The sequence below is a fragment of the Pseudomonas sp. KSR10 genome (assembly GCF_022355455.1).
GTDB lineage: Bacteria > Pseudomonadota > Gammaproteobacteria > Pseudomonadales > Pseudomonadaceae > Stutzerimonas > Stutzerimonas stutzeri_E.
Map to the genome: position 1 here is coordinate 1 of NZ_JAKOEN010000004.1, position 21,987 is coordinate 21,987.

Annotated in this window: 20 protein-coding genes and 1 riboswitch; of the genes, 10 read left to right on the forward strand and 10 right to left on the reverse strand. The window is 59.7% G+C overall.

The window, feature by feature from the left end; all coding sequences use genetic code 11:
* Positions 1-160: 160 nt before the first annotated feature.
* Together MCB86_RS00835 and MCB86_RS00840 are read right to left on the reverse strand one after the other, a co-directional pair.
* The gene (locus MCB86_RS00835) at positions 161-1,129 is read right to left on the reverse strand and encodes a hypothetical protein (protein WP_239609123.1); all 969 of its coding nucleotides are present in this window, start codon (positions 1,127-1,129) and stop codon (positions 161-163) included.
* A gap of 354 nt (positions 1,130-1,483) precedes the next feature.
* Positions 1,484-2,380 carry a LysR substrate-binding domain-containing protein gene (locus MCB86_RS00840; protein ID WP_239609126.1) on the reverse strand — a complete coding sequence of 299 codons (897 nt, stop codon included), beginning with the start codon at positions 2,378-2,380 and terminating at the stop codon, positions 1,484-1,486.
* A gap of 117 nt (positions 2,381-2,497) precedes the next feature.
* Here MCB86_RS00840 and MCB86_RS00845 point away from each other — a divergent pair, with 117 nt between their 5' ends.
* The gene (locus tag MCB86_RS00845; RefSeq protein WP_239609128.1) at positions 2,498-3,244 is read left to right on the forward strand and encodes a sulfite exporter TauE/SafE family protein; all 747 of its coding nucleotides are present in this window, start codon (positions 2,498-2,500) and stop codon (positions 3,242-3,244) included.
* Positions 3,245-3,707: 463 nt separating this feature from the next.
* On the opposite strand, the gene MCB86_RS00850 is transcribed toward MCB86_RS00845, so the two are convergent.
* Positions 3,708-4,592, reverse strand: coding sequence for an AraC family transcriptional regulator (locus MCB86_RS00850; RefSeq protein ID WP_239609130.1), 885 nt, complete (start codon positions 4,590-4,592; stop codon positions 3,708-3,710).
* 130 nt (positions 4,593-4,722) lie between these two features.
* Here MCB86_RS00850 and MCB86_RS00855 point away from each other — a divergent pair, with 130 nt between their 5' ends.
* Positions 4,723-5,139 carry a hypothetical protein gene (locus MCB86_RS00855; protein WP_239609132.1) on the forward strand — a complete coding sequence of 139 codons (417 nt, stop codon included), beginning with the start codon at positions 4,723-4,725 and terminating at the stop codon, positions 5,137-5,139.
* A gap of 162 nt (positions 5,140-5,301) precedes the next feature.
* On the opposite strand, the gene MCB86_RS00860 is transcribed toward MCB86_RS00855, so the two are convergent.
* Positions 5,302-6,177: a LysR family transcriptional regulator gene (locus MCB86_RS00860; RefSeq protein WP_239609134.1), complete on the reverse strand. Its 876-nt coding sequence runs from the start codon at positions 6,175-6,177 to the stop codon at positions 5,302-5,304.
* 104 nt (positions 6,178-6,281) lie between these two features.
* On the opposite strand from MCB86_RS00860, the gene MCB86_RS00865 reads away from it, so the two are divergent.
* The 3 genes from MCB86_RS00865 to MCB86_RS00875 all read left to right on the forward strand — a co-directional run bounded on the left by MCB86_RS00865 (position 6,282) and on the right by MCB86_RS00875 (position 9,884).
* Positions 6,282-7,217: an NADP-dependent oxidoreductase gene (locus tag MCB86_RS00865; protein ID WP_239609136.1), complete on the forward strand. Its 936-nt coding sequence runs from the start codon at positions 6,282-6,284 to the stop codon at positions 7,215-7,217.
* Positions 7,218-7,253: 36 nt separating this feature from the next.
* Positions 7,254-8,123, forward strand: a complete 870-nt coding sequence (locus tag MCB86_RS00870; protein WP_239609138.1) for an NmrA/HSCARG family protein — start codon at positions 7,254-7,256, stop codon at positions 8,121-8,123.
* A gap of 354 nt (positions 8,124-8,477) precedes the next feature.
* Entirely contained in the window at positions 8,478-9,884 is a 1,407-nt protein-coding gene (locus MCB86_RS00875; protein WP_045161783.1) for a DegQ family serine endoprotease, read from the forward strand.
* 64 nt (positions 9,885-9,948) lie between these two features.
* Here MCB86_RS00875 and MCB86_RS00880 read toward each other — a convergent pair whose 3' ends face one another.
* Both MCB86_RS00880 and MCB86_RS00885 read right to left on the reverse strand, forming a co-directional pair.
* Positions 9,949-10,278, reverse strand: coding sequence for a DHCW motif cupin fold protein (locus tag MCB86_RS00880; protein WP_045161784.1), 330 nt, complete (start codon positions 10,276-10,278; stop codon positions 9,949-9,951).
* Between the two features lie 14 nt (positions 10,279-10,292).
* Positions 10,293-10,550 carry a DUF1272 domain-containing protein gene (locus MCB86_RS00885; RefSeq protein WP_239609140.1) on the reverse strand — a complete coding sequence of 86 codons (258 nt, stop codon included), beginning with the start codon at positions 10,548-10,550 and terminating at the stop codon, positions 10,293-10,295.
* A gap of 254 nt (positions 10,551-10,804) precedes the next feature.
* Between MCB86_RS00885 and MCB86_RS00890 the strand changes: the two genes are divergently transcribed.
* On the forward strand, positions 10,805-13,927 hold the full coding sequence (locus MCB86_RS00890) for an ATP-binding protein (protein WP_239609142.1): 3,123 nt from the start codon (positions 10,805-10,807) through the stop codon (positions 13,925-13,927).
* 212 nt (positions 13,928-14,139) lie between these two features.
* A riboswitch (glycine riboswitch) is annotated at positions 14,140-14,236 on the forward strand.
* 165 nt (positions 14,237-14,401) lie between these two features.
* Positions 14,402-15,667, forward strand: a complete 1,266-nt coding sequence (locus tag MCB86_RS00895) for a D-amino acid dehydrogenase (protein ID WP_239609144.1) — start codon at positions 14,402-14,404, stop codon at positions 15,665-15,667.
* Between the two features lie 33 nt (positions 15,668-15,700).
* On the opposite strand, the gene MCB86_RS00900 is transcribed toward MCB86_RS00895, so the two are convergent.
* The 4 genes from MCB86_RS00900 to MCB86_RS00915 all read right to left on the reverse strand — a co-directional run bounded on the left by MCB86_RS00900 (position 15,701) and on the right by MCB86_RS00915 (position 17,164).
* Positions 15,701-16,042: an FKBP-type peptidyl-prolyl cis-trans isomerase gene (locus MCB86_RS00900; protein ID WP_045161787.1), complete on the reverse strand. Its 342-nt coding sequence runs from the start codon at positions 16,040-16,042 to the stop codon at positions 15,701-15,703.
* Between the two features lie 26 nt (positions 16,043-16,068).
* Entirely contained in the window at positions 16,069-16,422 is a 354-nt protein-coding gene (locus MCB86_RS00905; protein WP_045161788.1) for a YkgJ family cysteine cluster protein, read from the reverse strand.
* A 72-nt stretch (positions 16,423-16,494) separates the two neighbouring features.
* Positions 16,495-16,794, reverse strand: coding sequence for a GNAT family N-acetyltransferase (locus MCB86_RS00910; RefSeq protein ID WP_045161790.1), 300 nt, complete (start codon positions 16,792-16,794; stop codon positions 16,495-16,497).
* A gap of 58 nt (positions 16,795-16,852) precedes the next feature.
* Positions 16,853-17,164 (reverse strand): hypothetical protein, encoded by a 312-nt coding sequence (locus MCB86_RS00915; protein WP_045161791.1) that lies wholly within the window; start codon positions 17,162-17,164, stop codon positions 16,853-16,855.
* A 225-nt stretch (positions 17,165-17,389) separates the two neighbouring features.
* Between MCB86_RS00915 and MCB86_RS00920 the strand changes: the two genes are divergently transcribed.
* The 3 genes from MCB86_RS00920 (at position 17,390) to MCB86_RS00930 (ending at position 21,958) form a co-directional block, all read left to right on the forward strand.
* Positions 17,390-19,552 (forward strand): NosR/NirI family protein, encoded by a 2,163-nt coding sequence (locus MCB86_RS00920; protein WP_239609147.1) that lies wholly within the window; start codon positions 17,390-17,392, stop codon positions 19,550-19,552.
* A gap of 186 nt (positions 19,553-19,738) precedes the next feature.
* Positions 19,739-20,926 carry an acetyl-CoA C-acyltransferase family protein gene (locus tag MCB86_RS00925; RefSeq protein WP_239609148.1) on the forward strand — a complete coding sequence of 396 codons (1,188 nt, stop codon included), beginning with the start codon at positions 19,739-19,741 and terminating at the stop codon, positions 20,924-20,926.
* A gap of 123 nt (positions 20,927-21,049) precedes the next feature.
* Positions 21,050-21,958, forward strand: coding sequence for a chemotaxis protein (locus MCB86_RS00930; protein ID WP_239609150.1), 909 nt, complete (start codon positions 21,050-21,052; stop codon positions 21,956-21,958).
* The last annotated feature ends 29 nt before the right edge of the window (positions 21,959-21,987 follow it).

A 21,987-nucleotide genomic window follows, 5' to 3' on the forward strand; every position in this document is an offset into this window, starting at 1 on the left:
CCGAAAAGCAACTCCCTCGGAGAGCGACTTTTTCAACAGAATCGGCCGGAAGCGGGCATGCCAAAGTACCCTTTAGCGTTGCATCCGCTCCATATTCCTGAGCACCATGTGCGCACGCTAGTTATCGCTGAGTAACTTGAAATGACACCGGCTTAGGCAGCTACTTCCGAAAGCTGTCAATCTCCGTATATAGAGACACCCACAAGCTGCCTGAAACACTTTTGCTTTTATTCAATGGGCTTAAATTGAGTTCGAACGAGGAGTCTATTAGGCTTACGGCCAGAACCGACGAATTTAGATCTTTGATAGAGATGTTTTTCCAGGAGGTTGAGCCTTCCTTATTCGTAACTGCTGCCAACACAGAATTATCAGTTCCTTTGAGGTTTTGGTAGGAAGGAAGGGGTGCTGCCTCTTTCCCGGAGCTATCCATGATTAAACTTGCTCGTGCAGTAAGCTCTTCAGAAGAAGGCCACTCTCTCCAGGACTGCTCCGCTTCACTCATCGCGGAAACTAGGCTTGCATCCGCCAGCAAGGTCGTAATCTGTCCCTGAAAACCATCGCTCACTGAAATATGAGGTTGTGTATCATAAACCTTGATACGAAATTCAGCATCTCGCGTCGATAATTCAAAGAAAGCTACCTGCCGTTCAGCAGAGGTAAAAGCGCCAGAATCATCAAATGCTATCGACGATAAAGACTTCCGGTCCAGACTTTCAAAAGGATTGTCCGAAGATGCGTCGTCATATAAGGATTCAGCACCATACTGAATGTTCAGGAGATAATTAGCGGCTTGCTTGGCGAGCCCGACTCGACCTGGATCATTGGATTTCGGTATTTCTTTAAGAATATCTGCATCTTTTCCTTTTGCGGACAATTCGCTATGCATGTTCTGGATGAAGCTATCAAACGAGGCGGCGGACGCATTCGAGTTAGTGGTGCTACGCTTAAGGATTGTGGCTATTTCTAAAGCAGCGGAGGATAAGGAAACGTCATTCTTCGGGGAACTGCTAGATGCAATATGCTGGAGGGGAGGCAGGAATTCGTTAGTTCCTATCTGTATATACTTGGATAATGACCCTGCCTGCCTATCTATCGTTGACATAATAGTTTCGGCACGAATTCCATGCATGTTATACCCCAGCATATAGTCTAAATAATTTAAATTAGCCTATTTGCATATCGGCAAGCGCCTCCCAATCTTTAGAGTGAATTTTATTTGCAAGTATCGATAAGGCTTTCAATACAGCAGATTGTACGGTTGAGTATTGGCTAAAAGAGTGCCTCCCTTTTCAGCAGCGTGAGGCTGGGCGGTTACAAATTAAGCAGAGCTGAGCGTATGGTTCACGGCGACGGTCAGGTAGAGAAGTGGCAAGCGCCGCATACGGCCCGGAAGGACTGGTGTAACTGATGTGCCGAAGTAAGGACGACTGCTTCTGGCCGGTAGCTCCCGTCGTAACCGGCAGCAGTTGGCCAAACCGGCTGTTTACATTGCCTCTGCTCGTCCTCCCAGATGAGTAAGCAAGCTTTGCATCGGCCCAGTCAGCCCACTCCATTCCTTAAAGCACAGGCAAAGTTGGCGCCGTGCCCAGTCGTCCTCCAATCCGAGCACCAGAAGGGAATAGCGGCGCCTATAACGCCTGGCAATGTCCTGGGGCACAACCCCGACGCCTACCCCTTGACCGACCATTTCGCATAAGCCTTCAAAGGTTTTCACGCGAATCCGAAGGTCGAGTGGTCTTCCCGCTGAGCTGGCGTGGTCGTCAATGTGATCTTGCAACGCGTTGCCTTGAAATAGCCCCACGAAGGGCAGATCCAGAATGTCTGAGAAAGTCGCTTTCTTACGACCTGAGAAGAAACGGTCTGCAGCGGTGATTAACACCAGGTGATCCGTCGCGACGGGCTGCAGTTGAAGGCCGTCGACTCGAACGGCATCCGAAATCACTCCGGCCTCAGTCAGGCCAGATGCTACAGTTCGAACAATATCGGTACTGGTGCGCTCTTTGAGTTCAACGCGCAAATGCGGTCGCTCAGAAAGCCACGGAGCAAGACGACTGGGAAGAAACTCAATGAGTGCGGCAGTGTTGGCGTAAAGGTGAAGCGTCCCGCGAGCACCAACAGCAAAGCCCTGAAGCTCTTCTTTTAACACCTCTTGTTGCTTGAGTATCAGGCGTGCGTGACGTGCAAGCGCCTCTCCCGCTTCAGTTGTTACAACTCCCCTTGGGCGTCGATCCAGCAAAGTCACTCCGACGGCACCTTCAATCCTACGCAGTCGTTCGCTTGCAGATGCCAGAGCCAGATTCGCACTCACAGCACCTGCCGAGATACTGCCTGCATCCACGATACATAGGAAAAGCTGGAGATCCGCTAAGTCGAGCCGCATAGGAAACCTTCACTATGCCTTCGGAATATCCGAAGCATCAGTGGATATTTTCCGCATTGTGCCCAGTATTACTACCAGCTTCAATCGGGCTGCTTTGTTCTGTTATACGAGCCTGCTATGCATGATTCTCTTTTGTACATTCTGCTATTGGCCGGTACGTTCTTAGCTGCCGGAGCAGTGAAAGGCATCACCGGAATGGGGCTTCCCACCGTTGCCATGGGGTTGCTTGGAACGGTAATGCCTCCGGCTGCCGCTGCCGCCGCCCTCGTGATTCCGTCTTTTGTAACCAACATGTGGCAACTGTTTTCTGGCCCATCACTATCGCTGCTGATGCGCCGGCTTTGGCCCATGATGCTTTGCATTATTGTCGGCACGATTGCTGGCTCGGCTTTGCTGGTTCGAGTGAACCCAGTTTGGTCTGGGCTCGGCCTTGGCATAGCCCTTATTGTTTATGCGGTTTACGCGCTCATTGCACCGGTCTTTTCTATTCCTAAGTACATCGAGAGATGGCTCTCGCCTGTGATCGGTTTGATTACGGGTGTAGTGACCGGAGCTACTGGCGTTTTCGTCATGCCGGCGGTTCCCTATCTTGGATCGTTGAACATGGATCGAGAGGAGCTATTACAGGCGCTTGGCTTGTCTTTCACTACCTCCACGGTGGCACTCGCCGTAGGACTATTCACGCACGGGGCATTTCAAGTTGAGCAGCTAGGTACGTCCTTGTTGGCCGTCGTTCCAGCGTTGGTCGGGATGTGGGTGGGCCAGTTGGTACAGGTTCGGATCAGCCCGAAACGTTTCCGCCAATGCTTCCTGATCTTCCTGGTTATGCTGGGGGTTGAGCTTTCGTCCCGCCCCTTTCTTTGATGCGCCTTCGCTATCGGGAACTGGTTTCAGCGGCTCAATCAAAACGGCAGCCAGCTTAGGGTTCTGAAGCACTTGAGGGGCAGCTGGAATCTTGAGGAGGGGAGCGCAAAGCATATGCGCAACCTACTACCGTTCCCGCGCACCACTATAAACATCCGCTTCGGGTCGATAGCGGAACGAATATGAGAGTCCGCTTTTGGCCCGATTCTGTTGAAAAAGTCCCGCCTCGATATTGGTCCACGAAAGAGCGTGAACGACGTTGAAATCTGGTTCGCTCAGAAGGCGGGGTTGTTTTGGTTTTTACGTAGCAACACCAAAATCGAGCGTTTTTTGAGCAGCCGAAAAGCAACTCCCTCGGAGAGCGACTTTTTCAACAGAATCGGCCCGATAGCTGACTGTCACGGCGATCGGCAAAAGCGGCAGATGGCGGAGGCATCCTTCCTGCATCTAGCGACAATTGGCGTTACTCCTGGCGACGCGGTCTGCTGGTTTCTAGCCGATCCTTGCCAGGCAATATGCCAAACATGCGTAGGTAGTCTCTTGCAAAGTGCGAAGCACCTTCATAACCAACTTCGAACGCTGCGCTACTGGATGACCTGCCTTCAGACACGATCAAGCGCCGCGCCTCGATCAATCGTAATTGCTTCTGGAATTGCAACGGTGTGAGTGAAGTGACTGCCCTGAAATGTTGGTGAAACGAAGAGCGGCTCATACCCGCCACGGCAGCCAGCCGTTCGGCCGGCAGCGCGTTGGCGTACTCGGCTCGCAGTACGGCAACGGAGCGGGCTATGCGATGAACATGACTGTCAGGCGTGCCGAGTTGGCGTATCGCTGCGCCGTGCATACCCGTGAGTAGCCAGTAGTGGATTTCGCGCAGCAATTGCTGATGTAGCATGGCCAATGCGGCCGGACGGTCAAGCAGTTGCATCAAACGCAACGCTGTGTCGGCGACTTGCTCGTATGTTGAAGTATGTTCATGAGGATTGACGCTTAACGCCTGCGCCTGCATTTCCAGCACCAGATCGGCGATTATGCAAAGGTCCAGATCAAGTGCGAGCGATAGATAAGGGATGCTCGCGCTCGCCTGCATGATCTGGCTGACCATTGGCTGGTTGGCAGTGATCAGCATGGAGTCGCCAGCAGCGTAATCCAGCTGCTGGTTACCAATGGAAACGCGCTTGCTGCCCTGCAGCACCAGGCACAACAGCGGCCGTGGCAGCGTATGCTCCAATGAAGTAGCCGCAGTTTTGCGAACAGCAATAAGCCCGCAAGCGGTAGATGCAACACCGTCACGTGCACACGCCCCTTCGGTATGGCGGCGAACAATTTCAAGTAGCGTCTCGGCCATACCCTGATCCTGCCATGCGGACTGAGCGACGTGAGTTGATTCTGGATGATCAGGCTAGAAAACGGATGAATCCAGCGCTCCGCCCAGCCATGCCGACTCTATATTTGAAGCCTCTCGATAGGAGGTGATCATGACTGACAACACAACCCTACCAGGCCCTATTCTATTCCCGGCTCCGTCCACACCCGTATTGCCCCACCACGGCGTCCAGGTTAGTGGCGAACAGGGCGATGACGGTCGCAAAGCCTTCTACATTCACATTGAGGCCATCCCTGGCAGCGAGGATCAGGTCGTGCAGATGCTAAGGGACATTCTCGCCTGTGTTGAGCAGGAGCCGGCTACCGGACCTTGGTATGGCGTGCGGTACTCGCAGACGACTTTCGGCGTATTCGAAGCGTTCCCGAATCTGGCAGGAAGACAGGCCCACGTGGAAGGTGGCGGTGGAAAAATATTCAGAGACATAACGCGGATGAATTCGATACTTGCCTATCCGGCTCATGTCTATCGATTAGACATACTCATGAGCAAAGAGGTGTTCGCGCGCTGAGAGTGCTCTGCGATTGCGGGAACGCCCGTAAAGCACTCCGCATCGCGCCACGACATCTAGCATGCTGGAAATCGCACTCCCTCTAGATGGCTTAAGTAGAGTAGGCCGATCCTTCAAAAAAGTCTGTCCGCTCCTGGCCCGATAGCCGCCCTGCTTCCAACACTAATCCGTCAACACAAGAGACGCTCCCGGATAGCGGTCACAAAGAAACTCAACGAACGCCCGGACTTTCGGTGCAGCGAGGCGCCTGGATGTGTGTAGGACCCAGAGCGACGTTTCGGCACCGGTCACGGTGCCCCACTGAACCAGTTCCCCACGCGCCAGCTGGTTCCATGCAATGGACTGCGGAATGAGCGCCGCACCGCCGCCGGCGACAGCCGCGTCGCGGATCATCAGGAATGAGGAAAACCTCAACCTCGGCACGGGCTCAATGATCAGGCGCCCCTCGTCGAGGCTCCAACTGGTTGGCTGAAAGCTCGAAAAGACAATGCCGGGTATCTGCCTGGCCGCGCCGGGTGGCGGGATCGCGATGGACGGCGTGGCCACTACGATCAGTCGGTCCTTGGCGAAGCATCGGCCAACCAGGTCGCTATCCGGGCTGGGGTTGACCCGAATGGCAACGTCGTACTGCTCCTCGACGAGATCAACCAGGCGGTCCTCCGCCAGGACCTCGATGGTGATCTCCGGGTAAGCGGCGCAGAACTCGGCGCCGATCCGCCCCATGGCGAGCTGTGAGAACAGCACCGGAGAAGCAATACGAAGATGGCCGCGGGGGATGGATAGCCCCTCGCGAGTGGCCGTCATGGCTTCCGCCACCTCTCTCATGGGCCCCTCGGTTCGGGCCATCAACATTTCGCCGGCCGCGGTGAGCTTTAGTCCACGGGCGCTGCGCTCGATCAGCCGCACACCGAGTTGATCCTCAAGGTCGGCGATGCGGCGTGACAGGGTCGCCTTGGACCTACCGCTCGCGCGGCTGGCCTTTCCCAGCCCGCCGTTGGTGGCCACGAGTGCGAAGTCGACCAGTGCGTTGATGTCCATAGGTATTCCAAATATGAGACGAGGTGTCTTCATTTTGTGATCTGCGTTTTGTATGTGCAACGGCTTATTGTCTGGTCACCACTGATCAATAAGGAGTGACCACCATGAGCACCATGCAACGCGCTTTACTCATCCGAGCTTACGGCGGCGCTGAAGCCGTCGAGGTAGCGGATGTTTCCATGCCAGAAGCGGCACAGGGCGAAGTCTTGGTTCGGGTTCGCGCTGCCGGGGTGAACGGCCTCGACTGGAAAGTTCGCGAGGGCTATGTGCGGGATGCCTTTCCACTGCAATTGCCGGCTGTGCTGGGCATCGAGTTGGCAGGCGTCGTCGAGGCGGTCGGTTCCAACACTTCTCGCTTTCGTGTCGGTGACCGAGTCATGGGGCCGTTAGGCGGGCTCGGCGCTTATGCCGAGTGCGTGGCGGTCGCCGAGGCGAACCTGGCCCGCACGCCGGATACGCTGGACGACGTCCAGGCCGCGGCACTCCCGGTGGCAACCGTGGCGGCTTGGCAGAGCCTGCACCATGCGGGGCCGATCCGTCAGGGTCAGCGGATCCTGATTCATGGTGCGGCAGGTGGCGTGGGTGGCTTTGCCGTGCAGTTCGCCAAAAGGCTAGGCGCCGAGGTGTTCGCCACGGCGGCTTCGGCTCATCTCGACTATGTCCGCAGTCTCGGCGCCGACCATGTCATCGACTATCAACGTCAACGCTTCGAGGACATCGCCCAGAGCATCGATCTGATGCTCGATTACGTCGGGGGCGAAGTCCTCGATCGGTCATGGCAAGTCCTGACGGCGGACGGCGCCATCGTCGGCACCACATCGCCCGACATCCTGGCCCGCACGCCGGCAGGCCGCCGTGGCCTGTGGTTCATGAACACACCGGACGCCTCGCTTCTGGAGACTTTGGCTGCCGAGGTCGCAAGTGGCGCGCTGCAATCCCACATCAGCGAGGTCGTCAGCGTCGCCGACCTTCCTCTGGCCATCGAACGCAACCGCACCGCCTCGCGATTCGGCAAGGTCGTTGCGGACTTCTCGCGCTAACCCACCTTTACATCCCATCCAATACTGGAGATTCACATGAGCATTCTTGTTACGGGCGCCACGGGCACAATCGGTTCTCTCATCATTCAACGCCTCGCCACTGTAGGCGCGGACATCAGCGCACTGGTTCGTCAACCGGGCAAGGGCAGCTTCCCGGCAGGTGTCACCGAAGTCGTCGCAGACCTGACCGACGTGCCGTCGATGCGCGCCGCGCTTTCTTCGGTGCGAACGCTATTCCTGTTGAATGCCGTCACGCCGGACGAGGTGACGCAGGCGCTTATCACCCTCAACCTCGCGCAGGAAGCCGGCATCGAACGCGTGGTCTACCTGTCGGTGATCCATGCCGAGAAGTACACGAACGTGCCTCACTTCACCGGCAAGCACACCGTCGAGCGCATGATCGAGAGCTTCGACATACCTGCCACCATCCTGCGCCCGGCCTACTTCATGCAGAACGAGTACATGGTTCAGCAGGTCATTCAGGACTATGGCGTCTATCCGATGCCGATCGGCTCAGCGGGCGTCGCGATGATCGATACACGCGACATTGCGGATATCGCCGTCGCCGAGTTGCTCCAACGCGATAAGGCCCCCGGTGCGCTCGAGCCGGTGACGCTGGATCTTGTCGGCCCGGACGTGCTGACCGGCGCCTCTGCGGCGCAGGTCTGGAGCTCCGCTCTGGGTCGGGAGATCGCCTATGCCGGTGATGACGTGGCCGCCTTCGAAGCACACATGGCTTCGTTCGGCCCATCCTGGATGGCCTATGACATGTGCTTGATGATGGTGGGTATCCAGAAGCACGGCATGCAAGGGGGCGAAGGGGCTGTGGAGCGTTTGCAAACCATCCTGGGACGCCGCCTGCGCAGTTACGAGGACTTCGTGCGCGAAGCCAGCGGCGCCGACTGAACGTCACTGGGCGGGCGGCGCTGACCGAGCCCGCCGATGTCGGAAAACTGAAGCGGACTTCACGTGAAGTCCGCTTCTGGCGTGACAACGGCCGTCATCGGTGCCAGCTCTGGCGTGATGGCGGGGGAAAACCTTACTTTCCCTTTACGTCCGCTTCACACGAAGCTGACCGTCAGCAGCGTAAAGTCCTGGTCAGGCTGATGGAACAGCCGGCTCCATTGGGTGGACCCGCCGCGGCCCGGTTGTTGAGTTGACAGCTGTTGCAGCCGCGGCGGTCCGCTGCTTTTTTAACCTAGACTTTGGCATCGTGCGAAAGCAGGTTGGTTTAAACATTTCGTGGGGAGACCCGTCACCGTGATCGTTCAAAAAAATTTCCTGGCTGTCGTGGCTGGCGTTGCGTTGCTGGCGCAGACGCTCGTCGCTCATGCCGAGCTGCCGGACTTCACACCGCTGGTCGAGAGCGCCTCACCGGCGGTGGTCAATATCAGCACCAAGCAGTCCACGCCGGTACGCGGCGGGCCGATGCAGATGCCTGATCTCGAGGGCATACCTCCGATGTTCCGCGACTTCTTCGAGCGCGGCATGCCGCAGCAACCGGATCGCCGGCGCCAGGCGCAGTCCCTGGGCTCCGGTTTCATCATTTCCGAGGACGGCTACATCCTGACCAACAACCACGTGGTCGCCGATGCCGATGAAATCATGGTGCGTTTGCCTGATCGTAGTGAGCAGCAGGCCAAGCTGGTAGGCGCCGATCCGCGCAGCGATGTCGCCCTGTTGAAAATCGATGGCGACGATCTGCCTATCGTGAAGATCGGTAATTCCGAGAAGTTGAAGGCGGGGGAGTGGGTCGTTGCTATCGGCTCGCCGTTCGGCTTCGATCACACAGTCACCGCTGGGGTGGTCAGCGCGACTGGGCGTAGCCTGCCGAACGAGAGCTATGTGCCCTTCATTCAAACTGATGTGGCGATCAACCCCGGTAACTCGGGCGGCCCGCTGTTCAATCTGGATGGAGAAGTGGTCGGCATCAACTCGCAGATCTTCACCCGTTCCGGTGGCTTTATGGGGCTGTCGTTCGCGATCCCGATCGATGTCGCCATGGATGTCGCCAATCAACTGCGTGAAGACGGCAAGGTCAGCCGGGGTTGGCTCGGTGTGGTCATTCAGGAAGTGAACAAGGATCTGGCCGAGTCGTTCGGTCTCGAACGTCCAGCCGGTGCGCTCGTTGCGCAGGTCATGGACGGCGGCCCGGCAGCCAAGGGCGGCCTTAAGGTTGGCGATGTCATCCTGAGCCTGAACGGCAAGTCCATCGACATGTCCGGCGACCTGCCGCACCTGGTTGGCGCGATGAAGCCGGGCAGCACGGCCAAGCTCGAAGTGGTCCGTGGGGGCGACCGCAAGACGGTGACACTGGAGATCGGGGCACTGCCCGAAGATGGCGATCTTCTGGCGTCAGCCGGCGGCCCGGGCGGCGCCACGAGCAGCGATAATCGCCTGGGTGTATCCGTGACCGAGCTGACCGATGCGCAGCGTCAGGCGCTCGAAATCAGCGGGGGAGTGGTCATCAGGGAGGTCAGTCAGGGCCCTGCAGCGATGATCGGCCTGCGCCCGGGAGATGTCATCACGCATCTCAACAACCAGGCGATCGACTCGGTTAAAACCTTCAGCAAGGTAGTCAAGGCATTGCCGAAGAACCGCTCCGTGTCGATGCGTGTCCTGCGGGACGGACGGGCGAGCTTCATTACCTTCAGGCTCCCCGACTAACCCGAACCAGTTGCTCTGCCTATGAGGCCCGCTTAACGCGGGCCTTTTGCTGTCCAGAGATTGCTTAGTCGACGACGAACAGCTTGGCGCCGACCGCGGTGGATGAGCGGTGCGCTTCGGCGTTGTCGGCAACCTGATAGCTCATGCCAGGTTTGAGGATGAAAGTGCGGCCATCGTCCAGCTCGGTATGCAGCTCGCCTTCGAGACAGAACAGGATATGGCCTTTGCTGCACCAGTGATCGGCGAGATAGCCCGCGCTGTATTCGACTATCCGAACGCGGATGTCGCCAAAATGGCAGGTGCGCCAGAGCGCGCTGCCGGTTTCGCCCGGATGTTCGCTGGGTTGAACCAGTGACCAGTCGGTAGTGCCGAAGGGGATGGCGTTCAATTGCACGAGCTCGTTCCTTTTTAAGTGTCCCGGTTTTCCGGGTTGCAACCCTGCGGCTTGTATACGCGCTGGGTGGAGGCGGGATTGTCGGCAAGTTTCTCGACGGGCCTGCGTGGACGAGCGACCAACTCACCGCCGCAGTTGGGGCAGACGAAGCCGAGTTTGGACTGGGCGCACGTCGTGCAGAAGGTGCATTCGAAGGAGCAAATCACTGCCTCGGCAGATTCTGGCGGCAAATTGGTATCGCAACATTCGCAGCCGGGCCGGAGTTCCAGCATGTCAGTTTCCTTTTTGGATGGTCTATCAAATGCCGTGCGCGTACCGGGTGGGGCGGTTAATGCGTGGACCGCCTGGCGCGAATCTATTGGAGTTTACGGATCGCTGCCACGAATCGCTTAAGCTAAAGCATTCATTCGACACAGCACCGCTTTGTTCCCGCAACGTCGGACACCTTGAGCACTGTCGACGTCGCACTGTTTGTGCATATCACGATATTCATGCCTCTGGCCGAGGCATCAGGGGTAACGCTATTTTGAGTCACGCAAGTGAAGCGAAACCGGCCCGCTCGGTACCGTTGCGCAGTCGTCTGCTGACCATCGCGCTTGCCGGAATCCTGCCTTTGGCATTGGTCGCCGGCCTGGGGCTGGTATCGATCGTCAGCGAGCAGAAGCAAATAGCCAAGCAACGCAGTCTCGAGGTAACGCGCCTGGCCGCTACGGCTATCGAGATCGAGCTGGTGCGCTCGATGAACCTGTTGCAGGCACTGTCGCAGTCGCCCTTGCTCGACGAAGGCGACGTCGAAAGCTTTGCCGAGATGGTTCTGCGTGTACTACCGACGGTTCCCAGCTGGCATTCGCTGCTGATCATCACGCCGGAGGGTGAGGTCGTTCGGCGCGTTTCGTCGCATAACTCCCCGGAGTCGAAGGTGATAGCCGAGCCTGGCAGCTTCGTTGAAATGCTTGGCACGGGAGAGCCTCAGATCGGCAACATGGCGCAAGGGCCTGGTGGCGCGTGGGGCATTCCTTTGCGCGTACCGGTACATGATGGCGCAACTATCCGCTACATCCTGACGACAGTGCTCGAACCCGGCGCCATCGCAGACGTCATCAACAATCGGCGGTTGCCGAAGGGCTGGGTGACCACTGTGCTGGATGCCAGTGGTTCACGAATCGCCCGGTCTCAACGGCATATTGAGACGCTGGGGCTGCCCGCTTCTCCGACCCTGGCGAAGTTGCTGCAGGAAGATAAGGCAGAAGAAGGCATGGGTATGACCATGACTGTGGAAGGCCTGCCCGTTTTCACGGCGTTTGTGCGGTTGTCTCCCTCGGGATGGGTGGTGGCGACCGGGGTTTCCACCGACGAGGTTCAAGCCGGCGCCGTCAGGGCCTTCACGTTCTACGGCGGTGGGCTGCTGCTCTCGTTGTTGTTTGCGGTCGCTGCGGCGTTGTTCGCGACGCGGCGGATCAATGTCCCGATGCGTCAGTTGCGGCGGGCGGCCCAAGCCATCGGTCGAGGTCAGTCGGTGCACCAGGCACCGGAGAGCGAGATCGAGGAAGTGCGCGAGGTGGGGCGGGCGCTAGCCGCCGCAGCGCAGGCGCGCCAGGCGAGCGAAGCCGAGCGTGACAGCATGTTGGCGCGGCTGGAGCTGGCTCAGCAGGACCTCACCGAGCAGGTCAGCGATCTGGAATCGCTACAGGCGCTCAGCAATCAGTTGCTGCAATTGCCGACGCTGGACGATCAACTGCAGGCGATTGTCGAGGTGCTGTGCGAGTTGCATGGTGCCGAGCATGGCCTGCTGACCACCCGGGAGGGGAATTCCTCGTTGCGCGTTCAGGCTTCGAAAGGCTTTTCGGCGTCCTCGCTGTTGCAATTGAACAACCTTTCGCTTGAGGGCAGCGTAGACGGTGCGGCCGTCCTGGAAGGCCGTCGAGTGACCGTCGCGAATGCCGAAGCCGATCCGCGTTTTGCCGCGCTCGTCCCACTCGCCCGTGCCGAGGGGTTCCGCTCGGTGCATGCCACGCCTATCAGGCACAGCGATGGCAGCGTTCTCGGTGTGTTGACCGTGCAACTCATGGACAGTCGTTTGCCCACGGAGCGCGAGATACGCCTGGCCGATCTCGCGGCGGGTCTCGCGGCCGTCTTCATCGATCGAGCACGAGCCCAGACCAAGGCCGGCATGTTCGAGCAGCGTCTACGGATTGCATTGGATTCGTCCTCGGTGCCGTTCAGCATTCTTTCCACGCTGTACGATTCGACGGGACAGGTGACGGACTTCGTGTTGGCCTTCATCAACCCGACGGGGGCCGCCTTTCTGCGCGGATCGGTGACGGAACTGACCGGCCGTGTTTTGAGCGAAGTGCTGGGCCCCAACGCCAATTCTCGGGTTATGGAAACGCTGGTGGCGGTGGCTACTTATAAACAACCGCATGATCTGGAGCTGCGCAGTACGGCGTTCGGCGGCGATCGCTGGGTACGTCTGGTGGCGACGCCGTACGAGCAGAGCATCGCCGTCTGGTTCGCTGACGTGACGGAAGCCAAGCACCAGGAACAGGCCATCCTGGAGGCTGACCGGCGCAAGGATGAGTTCCTCGCGACGCTGGCTCACGAACTGCGTAATCCGCTCGCACCGATACGTCTGGCTGCGGGCCTTTTCGGTTCACCCGGCGCGTCCGAAGCGCAGAAGCTGCGCAGCCAACAGATCATCGAGCGGCAGGTTCGGCACATGGCGTTGCTATTGGACGACCTGTTCGACATTTCCCGTATCACCCTCGGCAAGCTGGTGCTGCGCAAGGAGTCGCTGGATCTTGGAGCGGTCATCGAGGCAGCCGTCGAAACCGCTCGCGCCAAGATCGAGGCAAAACAGCACGAGTTGATCGTGGAGTTGCCGGCGCAACCGATCATGCTGGAGGCCGACCCGCTTCGACTCGAGCAGATACTCGTCAACTTGCTCAACAACGCGGCCAAGTTCACCGCGCAGGGTGGGCGGATTCGTATCAGCGCCACACTGATGGGTGGGACGGCCATGATTTCGGTGGCCGACAACGGCCTGGGCATCGCTCGTGAACACCTCAAGCTGATTTTCGAACGCTTCGCCCAGGTGCCCACAAACCGGACGCAGGTCAACACGGGTCTGGGCATCGGGCTGGCACTGGCCAAGGGGCTGGCCAATCTTCATGGCGGCGATATCCGCGTCAGCAGCGCAGGGCTGGGGCAGGGCGCGGAGTTCAGGTTGACTCTGCCGGCCCTCGCGGTATTGCCGAGCGACGGGCAGCGTGCCGAGCCGGGCAAGGCGGCGATCCATGCGCGGCGGGTCCTCGTCGCGGATGACAACCGGGATATCGCCGAAACCATGGCTGAGGTCCTTCGGCTGGAAGGCCATGAGGTGCATCTGGCCTTCGACGGCAACGAGGCATTTGAGCGCTATCAGCAACTCAAGCCGGAAGTGGTGCTGCTGGACATCGGCATGCCCGGCCTGCGTGGCGATGAGGTGGCACGGATGATTCGTTCGCAGCCCTCGACGTTTTGCGTTCGACTGGTGGCGATTACCGGCTGGGGGCAGCCGAGCGACAAGGAAAAAGCGTTGGACGCCGGATTCGACGTGCACATGACCAAACCCGTCGATATCGATCGGTTGATTTCCATCGTGGGAGCTTGAAGCCGTACGTAGCCCAGTTTCCGCGGCCTGCCCGTGCGGGAGACACATACGCGACAGGCCCTTGAGGAGCATTTCGCGCTGTGGGTGAGATGGATTTACGGCTCCATCAGTGGGCCTGAAAAAAAAAGCGGGTGCCGTGCGCCGAAATTTCTGGCACCTTTGCCATCTGATTTGTAGCGGCCAGAGCGACGTGGAGCGCGCTGGTGCGCAATGAAGTGGTATCGGGAGAGACTGCAGCGGCAACGCCGTCGCAGCGCCGAAGGAGCAACCGCCCCGGAAACTCTCAGGCAAAAGGACCGATACCACCGCTTTGAACTCTGAAGAGTCGACGGGCAGTCGTCGCCCGTTGCACCGAAGGAGCAAACGAACGCCGCTACACAATGGCTGTTCGTGAAACTCTCAGGTCCAGAACAGAGGGGGCGCTCGATCTGCAATAGCGGACGAGCTCTAACCCCGACGTTCTGGAGCCTCAAAATGAAAACGATCGCTGTCATTGGTGGCGGTATTACCGGCATCACTACCGCCTATGCGCTGGCCAAACGCGGTTTCGCCGTTGCCCTGTTCGAAAAGCATCGCTACGCGGCGATGGAAACCTCCTTCGCCAACGGCGGCCAGCTCTCCGCGTCGAACGCAGAGGTGTGGACGCATTGGTCGACCATCCTCAAGGGCATCAAGTGGATGCTCAAGAGCGACGCGCCTCTGCTGGTCAATCCCAAGCCCAGCTGGCACAAGCTGTCCTGGTTCGCCGAGTTCATCGGTGCCATTCCGCAATACCGTCAGAACACCATCGAAACCGCACGTTTGGCCATCGCCGCGCGTGAGCACCTGTTCGCCTGGGCCGAGGAAGAGGGCATCGACTTCGACCTGAAGAAGGCCGGCATCCTGCACATCTACCGCGACAAGGCCGGCTTCGACCACGCGGGCAAGGTATCCACATTGTTAGCCCAGGGTGGCCTACCGCGCCGCAGCGTGACGCCGGACGAGATGCGTGCCATCGAACCGACGCTTGCAGGGCAATACTACGGTGGCTATTACACCGAGTGCGATTCCACCGGCGACATTCACTTATTCACCAACGGCCTCGCCGCAGCGGCCAGCCGCCTAGGCGTCGAGTGCCGGTATGGCCAGGATGTGAAGGGCGTGGCGACAGATGGCAGGCAGGCCAGCGTCATTTTCGGCACGCCAGGAGGCGACGAAACCCTGCAGTTCGATGGCATGGTGATCTGCGCCGGTACAGCCAGCCGTGCCTTGGCCACTCAGTTGGGCGATCGAGTGAACATCTATCCGGTCAAGGGCTATTCGATAACCGTCAACCTCAATGACGAGGCCAGCCGTGCTGCCGCGCCGACCGTGAGCCTGTTGGACGATGAAACCAAGCTGGTCACCAGCCGCCTCGGCGACAACCGCCTCCGAGTGGCCGGCACCGCCGAGTTCAACGGCTACAACCGTGACATCCGCGCTGATCGGATTCGCCCCCTGGTGGATTGGGTCGCCGAGTGCTTCCCCGGCGTCAGCACCCAGAGCGTGGTGCCCTGGGCGGGGCTGCGTCCGATGATGCCGAACATGATGCCCAAGGTCGGCCGCGGCAGCTCGGCCTGCGTGTTCTACAACACCGGCCATGGGCACCTCGGCTGGACCCTGAGCGCAATAACCGCGGACATGATCGGCGATGTGGTGAGCCAGTCGCTGGGCTCGGCTACCTCGATGACCGGCTCGCGTCCGGAGGCTGCGCTGGCGTGACCAGCATTGGCGACTGCGGCAACGCCGCGGTCGTCAATCGTCGCGAGTCAGTACCTCCAGCAGCTCGATTTCGAACAGCAGGTTGGAGTTCGGCTTGATGTGCTCGCCGATCTGACGTTCGCCGTAAGCGAGGTGGGCGGGGACGAAGAGTTTGCGTTTGCCACCCACCTTCATGCCCATGAGTCCGATGTCCCAGCCCTTGATTACCCGCCCGGTGCCGATCACGCACTGGAATGGCTTGCCACGTGCGTAGCTGGAGTCGAAAGTGGTGCCGTCTTCCAGCTGGCCGCGGTACTCAGTGGTGATCAGGGCACCCTTAACCACTTCCTTGCCGTCGCCGACTTGAAGGTCCTCGATCTGCAGTTCGTCGTTCATCTGTTTTTCTCGTTGGATGATCCGGGCTAGACCAGCACCTGGCGGGTGCTGGCGATAAGCTGGTGCACCTGTTTTTCCACTTTGGCCGCAGTGGCCTGTTCCGGGCCGCGGCCACGGGGGCAGGGCAGGCTCGCGGTGGTGCCGAACAGCCGGCAGATCAGCGGACGCTCGGCATAGGCTTCGCAGCCGTTGGGGCCTAGGTGTACGCAGTTCCAGTGCGCCAGGGCGGCGTCGTGCTCGGCGTCGCTGCGGTGAGGCAGTCGCGCCATTTCTTCGGAAGATGCCGTCACCGGTCCACAGCAGTCGTGGCAGCCGGGTTCGCAGGCGAAGCCTGGGATTTTTCGGCGCAGCTGGTCGATCTTGCGGTTGGTGCAGCTCATCAGGGGGCGCCTGTTTCGGGGCGCGAATAGTATTCGGCCAAACGGGATAATTCTCCTCCGCGCCGGCCTTTTTCACGGCGAGGGCGTATCGATGATGTCGTTCCAGTCAGGATGCTTGCTCACATAGTCGGCGACGAAACCGCATACCGGCACGACGCGCTTGCCGCGTCGACGGGCATCGTCGAGCGATTCGTGGATCAGCCTGCTGCCCATTCCCTGCCCGGCGAGGCTCGGGTCCACTTCAGTGTGAGTGAACACTTGGCGCGGGCCTTCCTCACGGTACTCGGCGAAACCGAGGTCCTGGCCATTGACGTTCAGCACGTAGCGGTGCGCATTCTCGTCGTGTCGTACTGTTGCGTCGTTCATCGAAATGTTCCATCCGTAGGGAAATCAGGCCCGGCCTGTATAGCAACCGGGCAGGGTGTAGCCGCTACAGCGAGTCGACCAGCTTTCGTCCCATCTCGCAGCCGCGCTCGAGCGCTTCGTCGAAACTGCGGTAGTGCTGGGTCTGATCGACGCTTACCGGAACGACGATTTCACGGTCTTTCACCACTTCCGCGCCCACGGCCCAGAGCGTCTCGCCGTAAGTTTCATACTCGTACCCAGTGATGTGCACGATCACCTCGTGATCGCGGTAGACCAGCCGGTGGCTATGAGGGATCTGGTGATCGCTGCCGCTGGGGATGTGCGCGGGCATGTCGAAGTAGGGCTGTTCGGCGTCCGGTTTGACGGCCTTGCTCATCGCTGGACCTCCTTGGGTTGTCTGGATTGGGCCGAGGCAGCGGCGCATCGTTCCCGACGGTGGCGATGCGCGCGATGAACGTGAACCTGCCAGCGCACGGCTCACCGGCCCGCTATCGGCGCCACCAAACCTAGACTGAAGTACAGCCTTTACCACCTGCAAGTCGCATGGTGTCGGAGCTGTCGCTGGCTAGCATGGGGCGTAACGACAAGCCCAGAGGCACCCATGACTCGAAGCGTCAGCCTCCTTCCGTGCGTACGTACGCTTGTGTTGTTCTGCGTCCTGGTCGTCAGTCCGATGCTCTACGCTCAGGCGCCAGATGAGCAGGGCCTGGAGACCGAGATCAGACAGTTGTTTCCCAGGGCGACGCGCATCGAGCCGAAGCAGGAGAACCCGCCGGTTTACCGTGCGTATCAGCTCGACGAGCTGCTCGGTTACGCCTTCGAGTCCACTGATTACTCCAATCTGCAGGGTTTTTCCGGCAAGCCGATACGGCTGCTGATCGGCATGGACCCGCAGGGTGTATTGGCTGGCATCAAGGTGCTGGAACATCATGAGCCGGTATTTCTGCACGGGCTTGGCGAGCAGTCCTTGTTCGACTTCGTCGAGCAATATCGGCAGAAATCGATCAGTAGGCCCATCGTCGTGGGCAATCGTGAAGGGGCCACAGCTGACAGCGACTCGGTGACCCGCATCGACGGGGTCAGCAAGGCGACGGTCTCGGTGGTGATCCTCAACGAAACCGTTCTGCTTTCCGCCTTGAACGTCGCACGGCAGCTGCTCGATGGGTTCGCTAGTGGCCCGCTGGCCACCGCCAAACCAGACGTATATCAACCGCTCGGCTGGAACGAGCTGCTGGAGCGGGGCTTCGTCCAGCACTGGACGCTGAGCGACGACGAGGTCGAGGAGGCCATAGGCCATTCGCTTGACGGCTATCAGGACCTCGAGGCGGACGCCGAAGACGAACCTTTCAGCGACCTGTATTTCGCCTATCTGAATGCGCCGAGTATCGGCCGTAACCTGCTGGGTGAGACGAGATTCCAACGGCTTAGGGAGGAGCTGCTACCCAACGAGCAGGCGCTGCTGGTGATGTCATCCGGCATGTATCGCCACGTGCCGGACGACTTCGTGCCGGCTACCGCACCGGATCGGCTGGTGCTGATGCAGAACGATCATGCGATCGAACTGCATGACATGAACTTCAACAATGGAGCGGTCCTCGACGCGTTGAACGTGCCGGTGGAGGCGAGCGAAGCGCACATATTCCGTATCAAGGCCCACAGCGCGTTCAATCCGGTCGAGCCGGCCAGTCTGCGGCTCAACGTCAAATTGCGGCGCAACCACCTGATGGAAACCAACGCCCATTTCAGCCGAGCGTTTTGGCTCGATCCCGCACTGTTCGACATCCAGCAGGCGCAGGTCGCTGCCGAGCCGGTTCCGGTCTGGTTGCGCATGTGGCATGAACGCTGGTGGCAGGTCGGCTTGGTGGGACTGTCATTGCTGGTGTTGACCGCCGTGTTCATTTGGCAGCACCGCATCAGCCGCCACAGCAAGGGCTTTCATCTCTTCCGTGCGGGTTTTCTATTGTTCACCCTGGTTTTTATCGGGCTCTACGCCCAGGGCCAGCTGTCGGTGGTAAACATCTTTACGCTGCTTCTAGCGTTGCGACAGGATTTCGATATCCGGGTGTTTTTGATGGACCCGGTGATCTTCATGCTCTGGAGCTTCACTTTCGTCAGCCTGTTCATCTGGGGGCGCGGTGTGTTCTGCGGTTGGCTGTGTCCGTTCGGTGCGCTGCAGGAGATGCTCGGCTGGGTCGCCAAGCGTCTGCGCATCCGTCAGTGGAAAATATCGGATCGCAATCATCAGCGCCTGCAATGGTTGAAGTACCTGATCCTGATCGGCTTGGTGCCGACAGCGTTCTACTCGCTGACGCTGGCCGAGCGGCTCGCCGAGGTGGAGCCTTTCAAGACCAGCATCACACTGTTCTTCGTGCGCTCATGGCCGTTCGTGCTCTATGCGGTGATTCTGCTCGGCCTCGGGCTGTTCGTGCACAAGTTCTACTGTCGTTACGTCTGCCCGTTGGGGGCTGGGTTGGCGATGCTCGGCAAGTTCCACCTGTTCGCCTGGCTCACCCGCATCGATGCTTGCGGCAAGCCGTGCCAACACTGCAAGAACCACTGCGAGATCGGCGCCATCAAACGCGATGGCCGCATCGACTATGACGAATGCATCCAGTGTCTGGAATGCATCGTCATACTCAACAACGAGGATCAATGCGTGGCGACCGTCAGTGCGCGCAAGAGGGCCGAAAAGGCTGGGCGCCGCGGTCACGACGGTCTGATCGTAACCGACGCCATGGCTCCGAGGCCGCTACCGGCACCCTGAGGATCAACGATCTGGCCGTATCGGAGCGGCTGATCGTAAACGCCACCTGACCGGCCGGTTCTGCAACGCTGCACAGCGGTTCTGCGCACATGGCTATTGTTCCTTTGCCTGAGTTCGTTAGGATCGGCCGATTCCGTGCGCCGGACCGGATCGGCGCGCCTGACCCTTTGCTCCGAAGAGGACTCCATGGCTGAACGTGAAATCGTCGTTGTCGGTGCGGTGCGCACCCCGATCGGCTCCTTTGGTGGCGCGCTGAAGGATGTCGATCTGATCACCTTGGCAACCACAGTCTGCCGCGGCGTGCTTGAACGCTCCGGTACGCCCGCCGATGCCGTGGGCCACGTGGTGATGGGGAATGTAATACCCTCCGAGCCTCGAGACGGCTACCTGGCACGGGTCGCCGCGGTGGACGCGGGCATTCCGCTGGAAACCCCGGCCTTCAACGTCAACCGCCTGTGCGGTTCCGGCCTGCAGGCGGTGATCTCGGCGGCGCAGTCGATTCTGCTCGGCGATACCGATGTGGCCATCGGTGGCGGCGCGGAGAGCATGAGTCGTGGCCCATTCATCTTGCCGAACATGCGCTGGGGCGCCCGCCTCGGAGACAGCCAGGCGATCGACTACATGAATACGCTGCTGCACGATCCCTGGGGCAAGTTTCACATGGGTGTGACGGCTGAAAACGTCGCCGAGCGCTACGGCATCAGCCGTGAACGGCAGGACGCGCTGGCGCTGCAAAGTCAGCAACGCGCCGCGCGTGCAGTGGAAAGTGGCTATTTTCGCGAGCAGATCGTTCCGGTGACCGTCGCGACCCGCAAGGGGACCGTCCAGTTCGAGGTCGACGAACATATCCGCGCCGACCTCACCGTCGAGCGGCTCGCAGCATTGACGCCGATCTTCAAAAAGGAAAACGGTACAGTCACCGCGGGCAATGCTTCCGGGTTGAACGACGGCGCCGCGGCGCTGGTGCTGGCTGAGGCCGGACGGGCTCAAACCTTGGGTTTGAAGCCCATGGCGCGCTTGGTCGGTTATGCCCACGCCGGGGTCGAGCCGGCCTATATGGGCATCGGCCCGGTGCCGGCGGTAAGCAAGGTACTGGAGCGCACCGGCATTCGGCTGGAGCAGATCGACGTGATCGAAGCCAACGAAGCCTTTGCCGCTCAGGCCTGTGCCGTGATGCAGGAGCTCGGGCTGGATCCGGCGCGGGTCAATCCCAATGGTTCCGGTATTTCCCTCGGGCACCCAGTGGGCGCGACCGGTGCGATCATCAGCGTCAAGGCCATACATGAGCTGCAGCGCATTCAGGGCCGCTATGCGTTGGTGACCATGTGTATCGGCGGCGGGCAGGGTATCGCGGCGGTCTTCGAGCGGTGCTGACGGAGGCTGCGTTCGCGCTCGTCGGGCATGGCCGTTTCGATTGAAGATTCTGCCGGGACGGCCGACATGCTTTGACGAGGGTGATATCTCCGCCAAGAGACCGGCTTTCCCACAGGACTATTCATGAACAACGTATCCGCCACCGACGCCTTATCGCTTCTGCTGTTCACGCTTCGCAGCGGCAAGCAGATGGCGATCAACCTGTTGAAGGTCAGCGAGATCATCCCGACGCCGTCGTTGACCCGGCTGCCCGAGTCGCACCCCCATGTCAGAGGCGTCGCCACGTTGCGCGGCCATCCGTTGTCGGTCATCGACCTGAGCCTGGCCATCGGCATGGCGCCCTTGCAGGATCCCAAAGGCGGTTGCCTGATCGTCACCGAAATCAGTCGTTCGAAGCAGGGATTGCATGTGCAGGCAGTGGTCAAGATCGTGCACATCCAATCATCGAAGATCCTGCCGCCGCCCTACGGCGCGCGAAACAATTCCTTCATTACCGGTACCGCTGAAGTGGACGGCGAACTGATCCAGATCCTAGACGTGGAAAAGGTCATCCACAACATTGCGCCGGTTCCCGGCGAGGCGGACATTTCCCATCTCGATGATCAGGACGCCCAACTGTTGACCGAAACGCGCGCCCTGATCGTCGACGACAGCCAGGTGGCGATCCACATGTCGGTGTCGGCGCTGACGAAGATGGGCGTTACCTGCCATTCGGTACGCAGCGCTCGCGAGGCCTTCGAGAAGCTCGACAGCCTGAAGGACAGCTACGAAGCGATCAATGTGGTGGTGTCGGATATCGAGATGCCGGAAATGGACGGTTATTCATTCACCCAGGCGCTGCGCAAGCATCCGGATTACGCGTCCATTTACGTCCTGCTGCATACCTCTCTCGACAGCACCATCAGCACCGATAAGGCCAAGGCCGCCGGCGCCAATGACATCCTCACCAAGTTCTCGCCGCCGGAAATGGCCAAGTGCATGCTGCGCGCGGCGCGGGTGATTCATCTCGGTGAGGACACCTCGGTCGCTTGAGAACCTGGTTGGTAGCGGCGGTGGCTTCC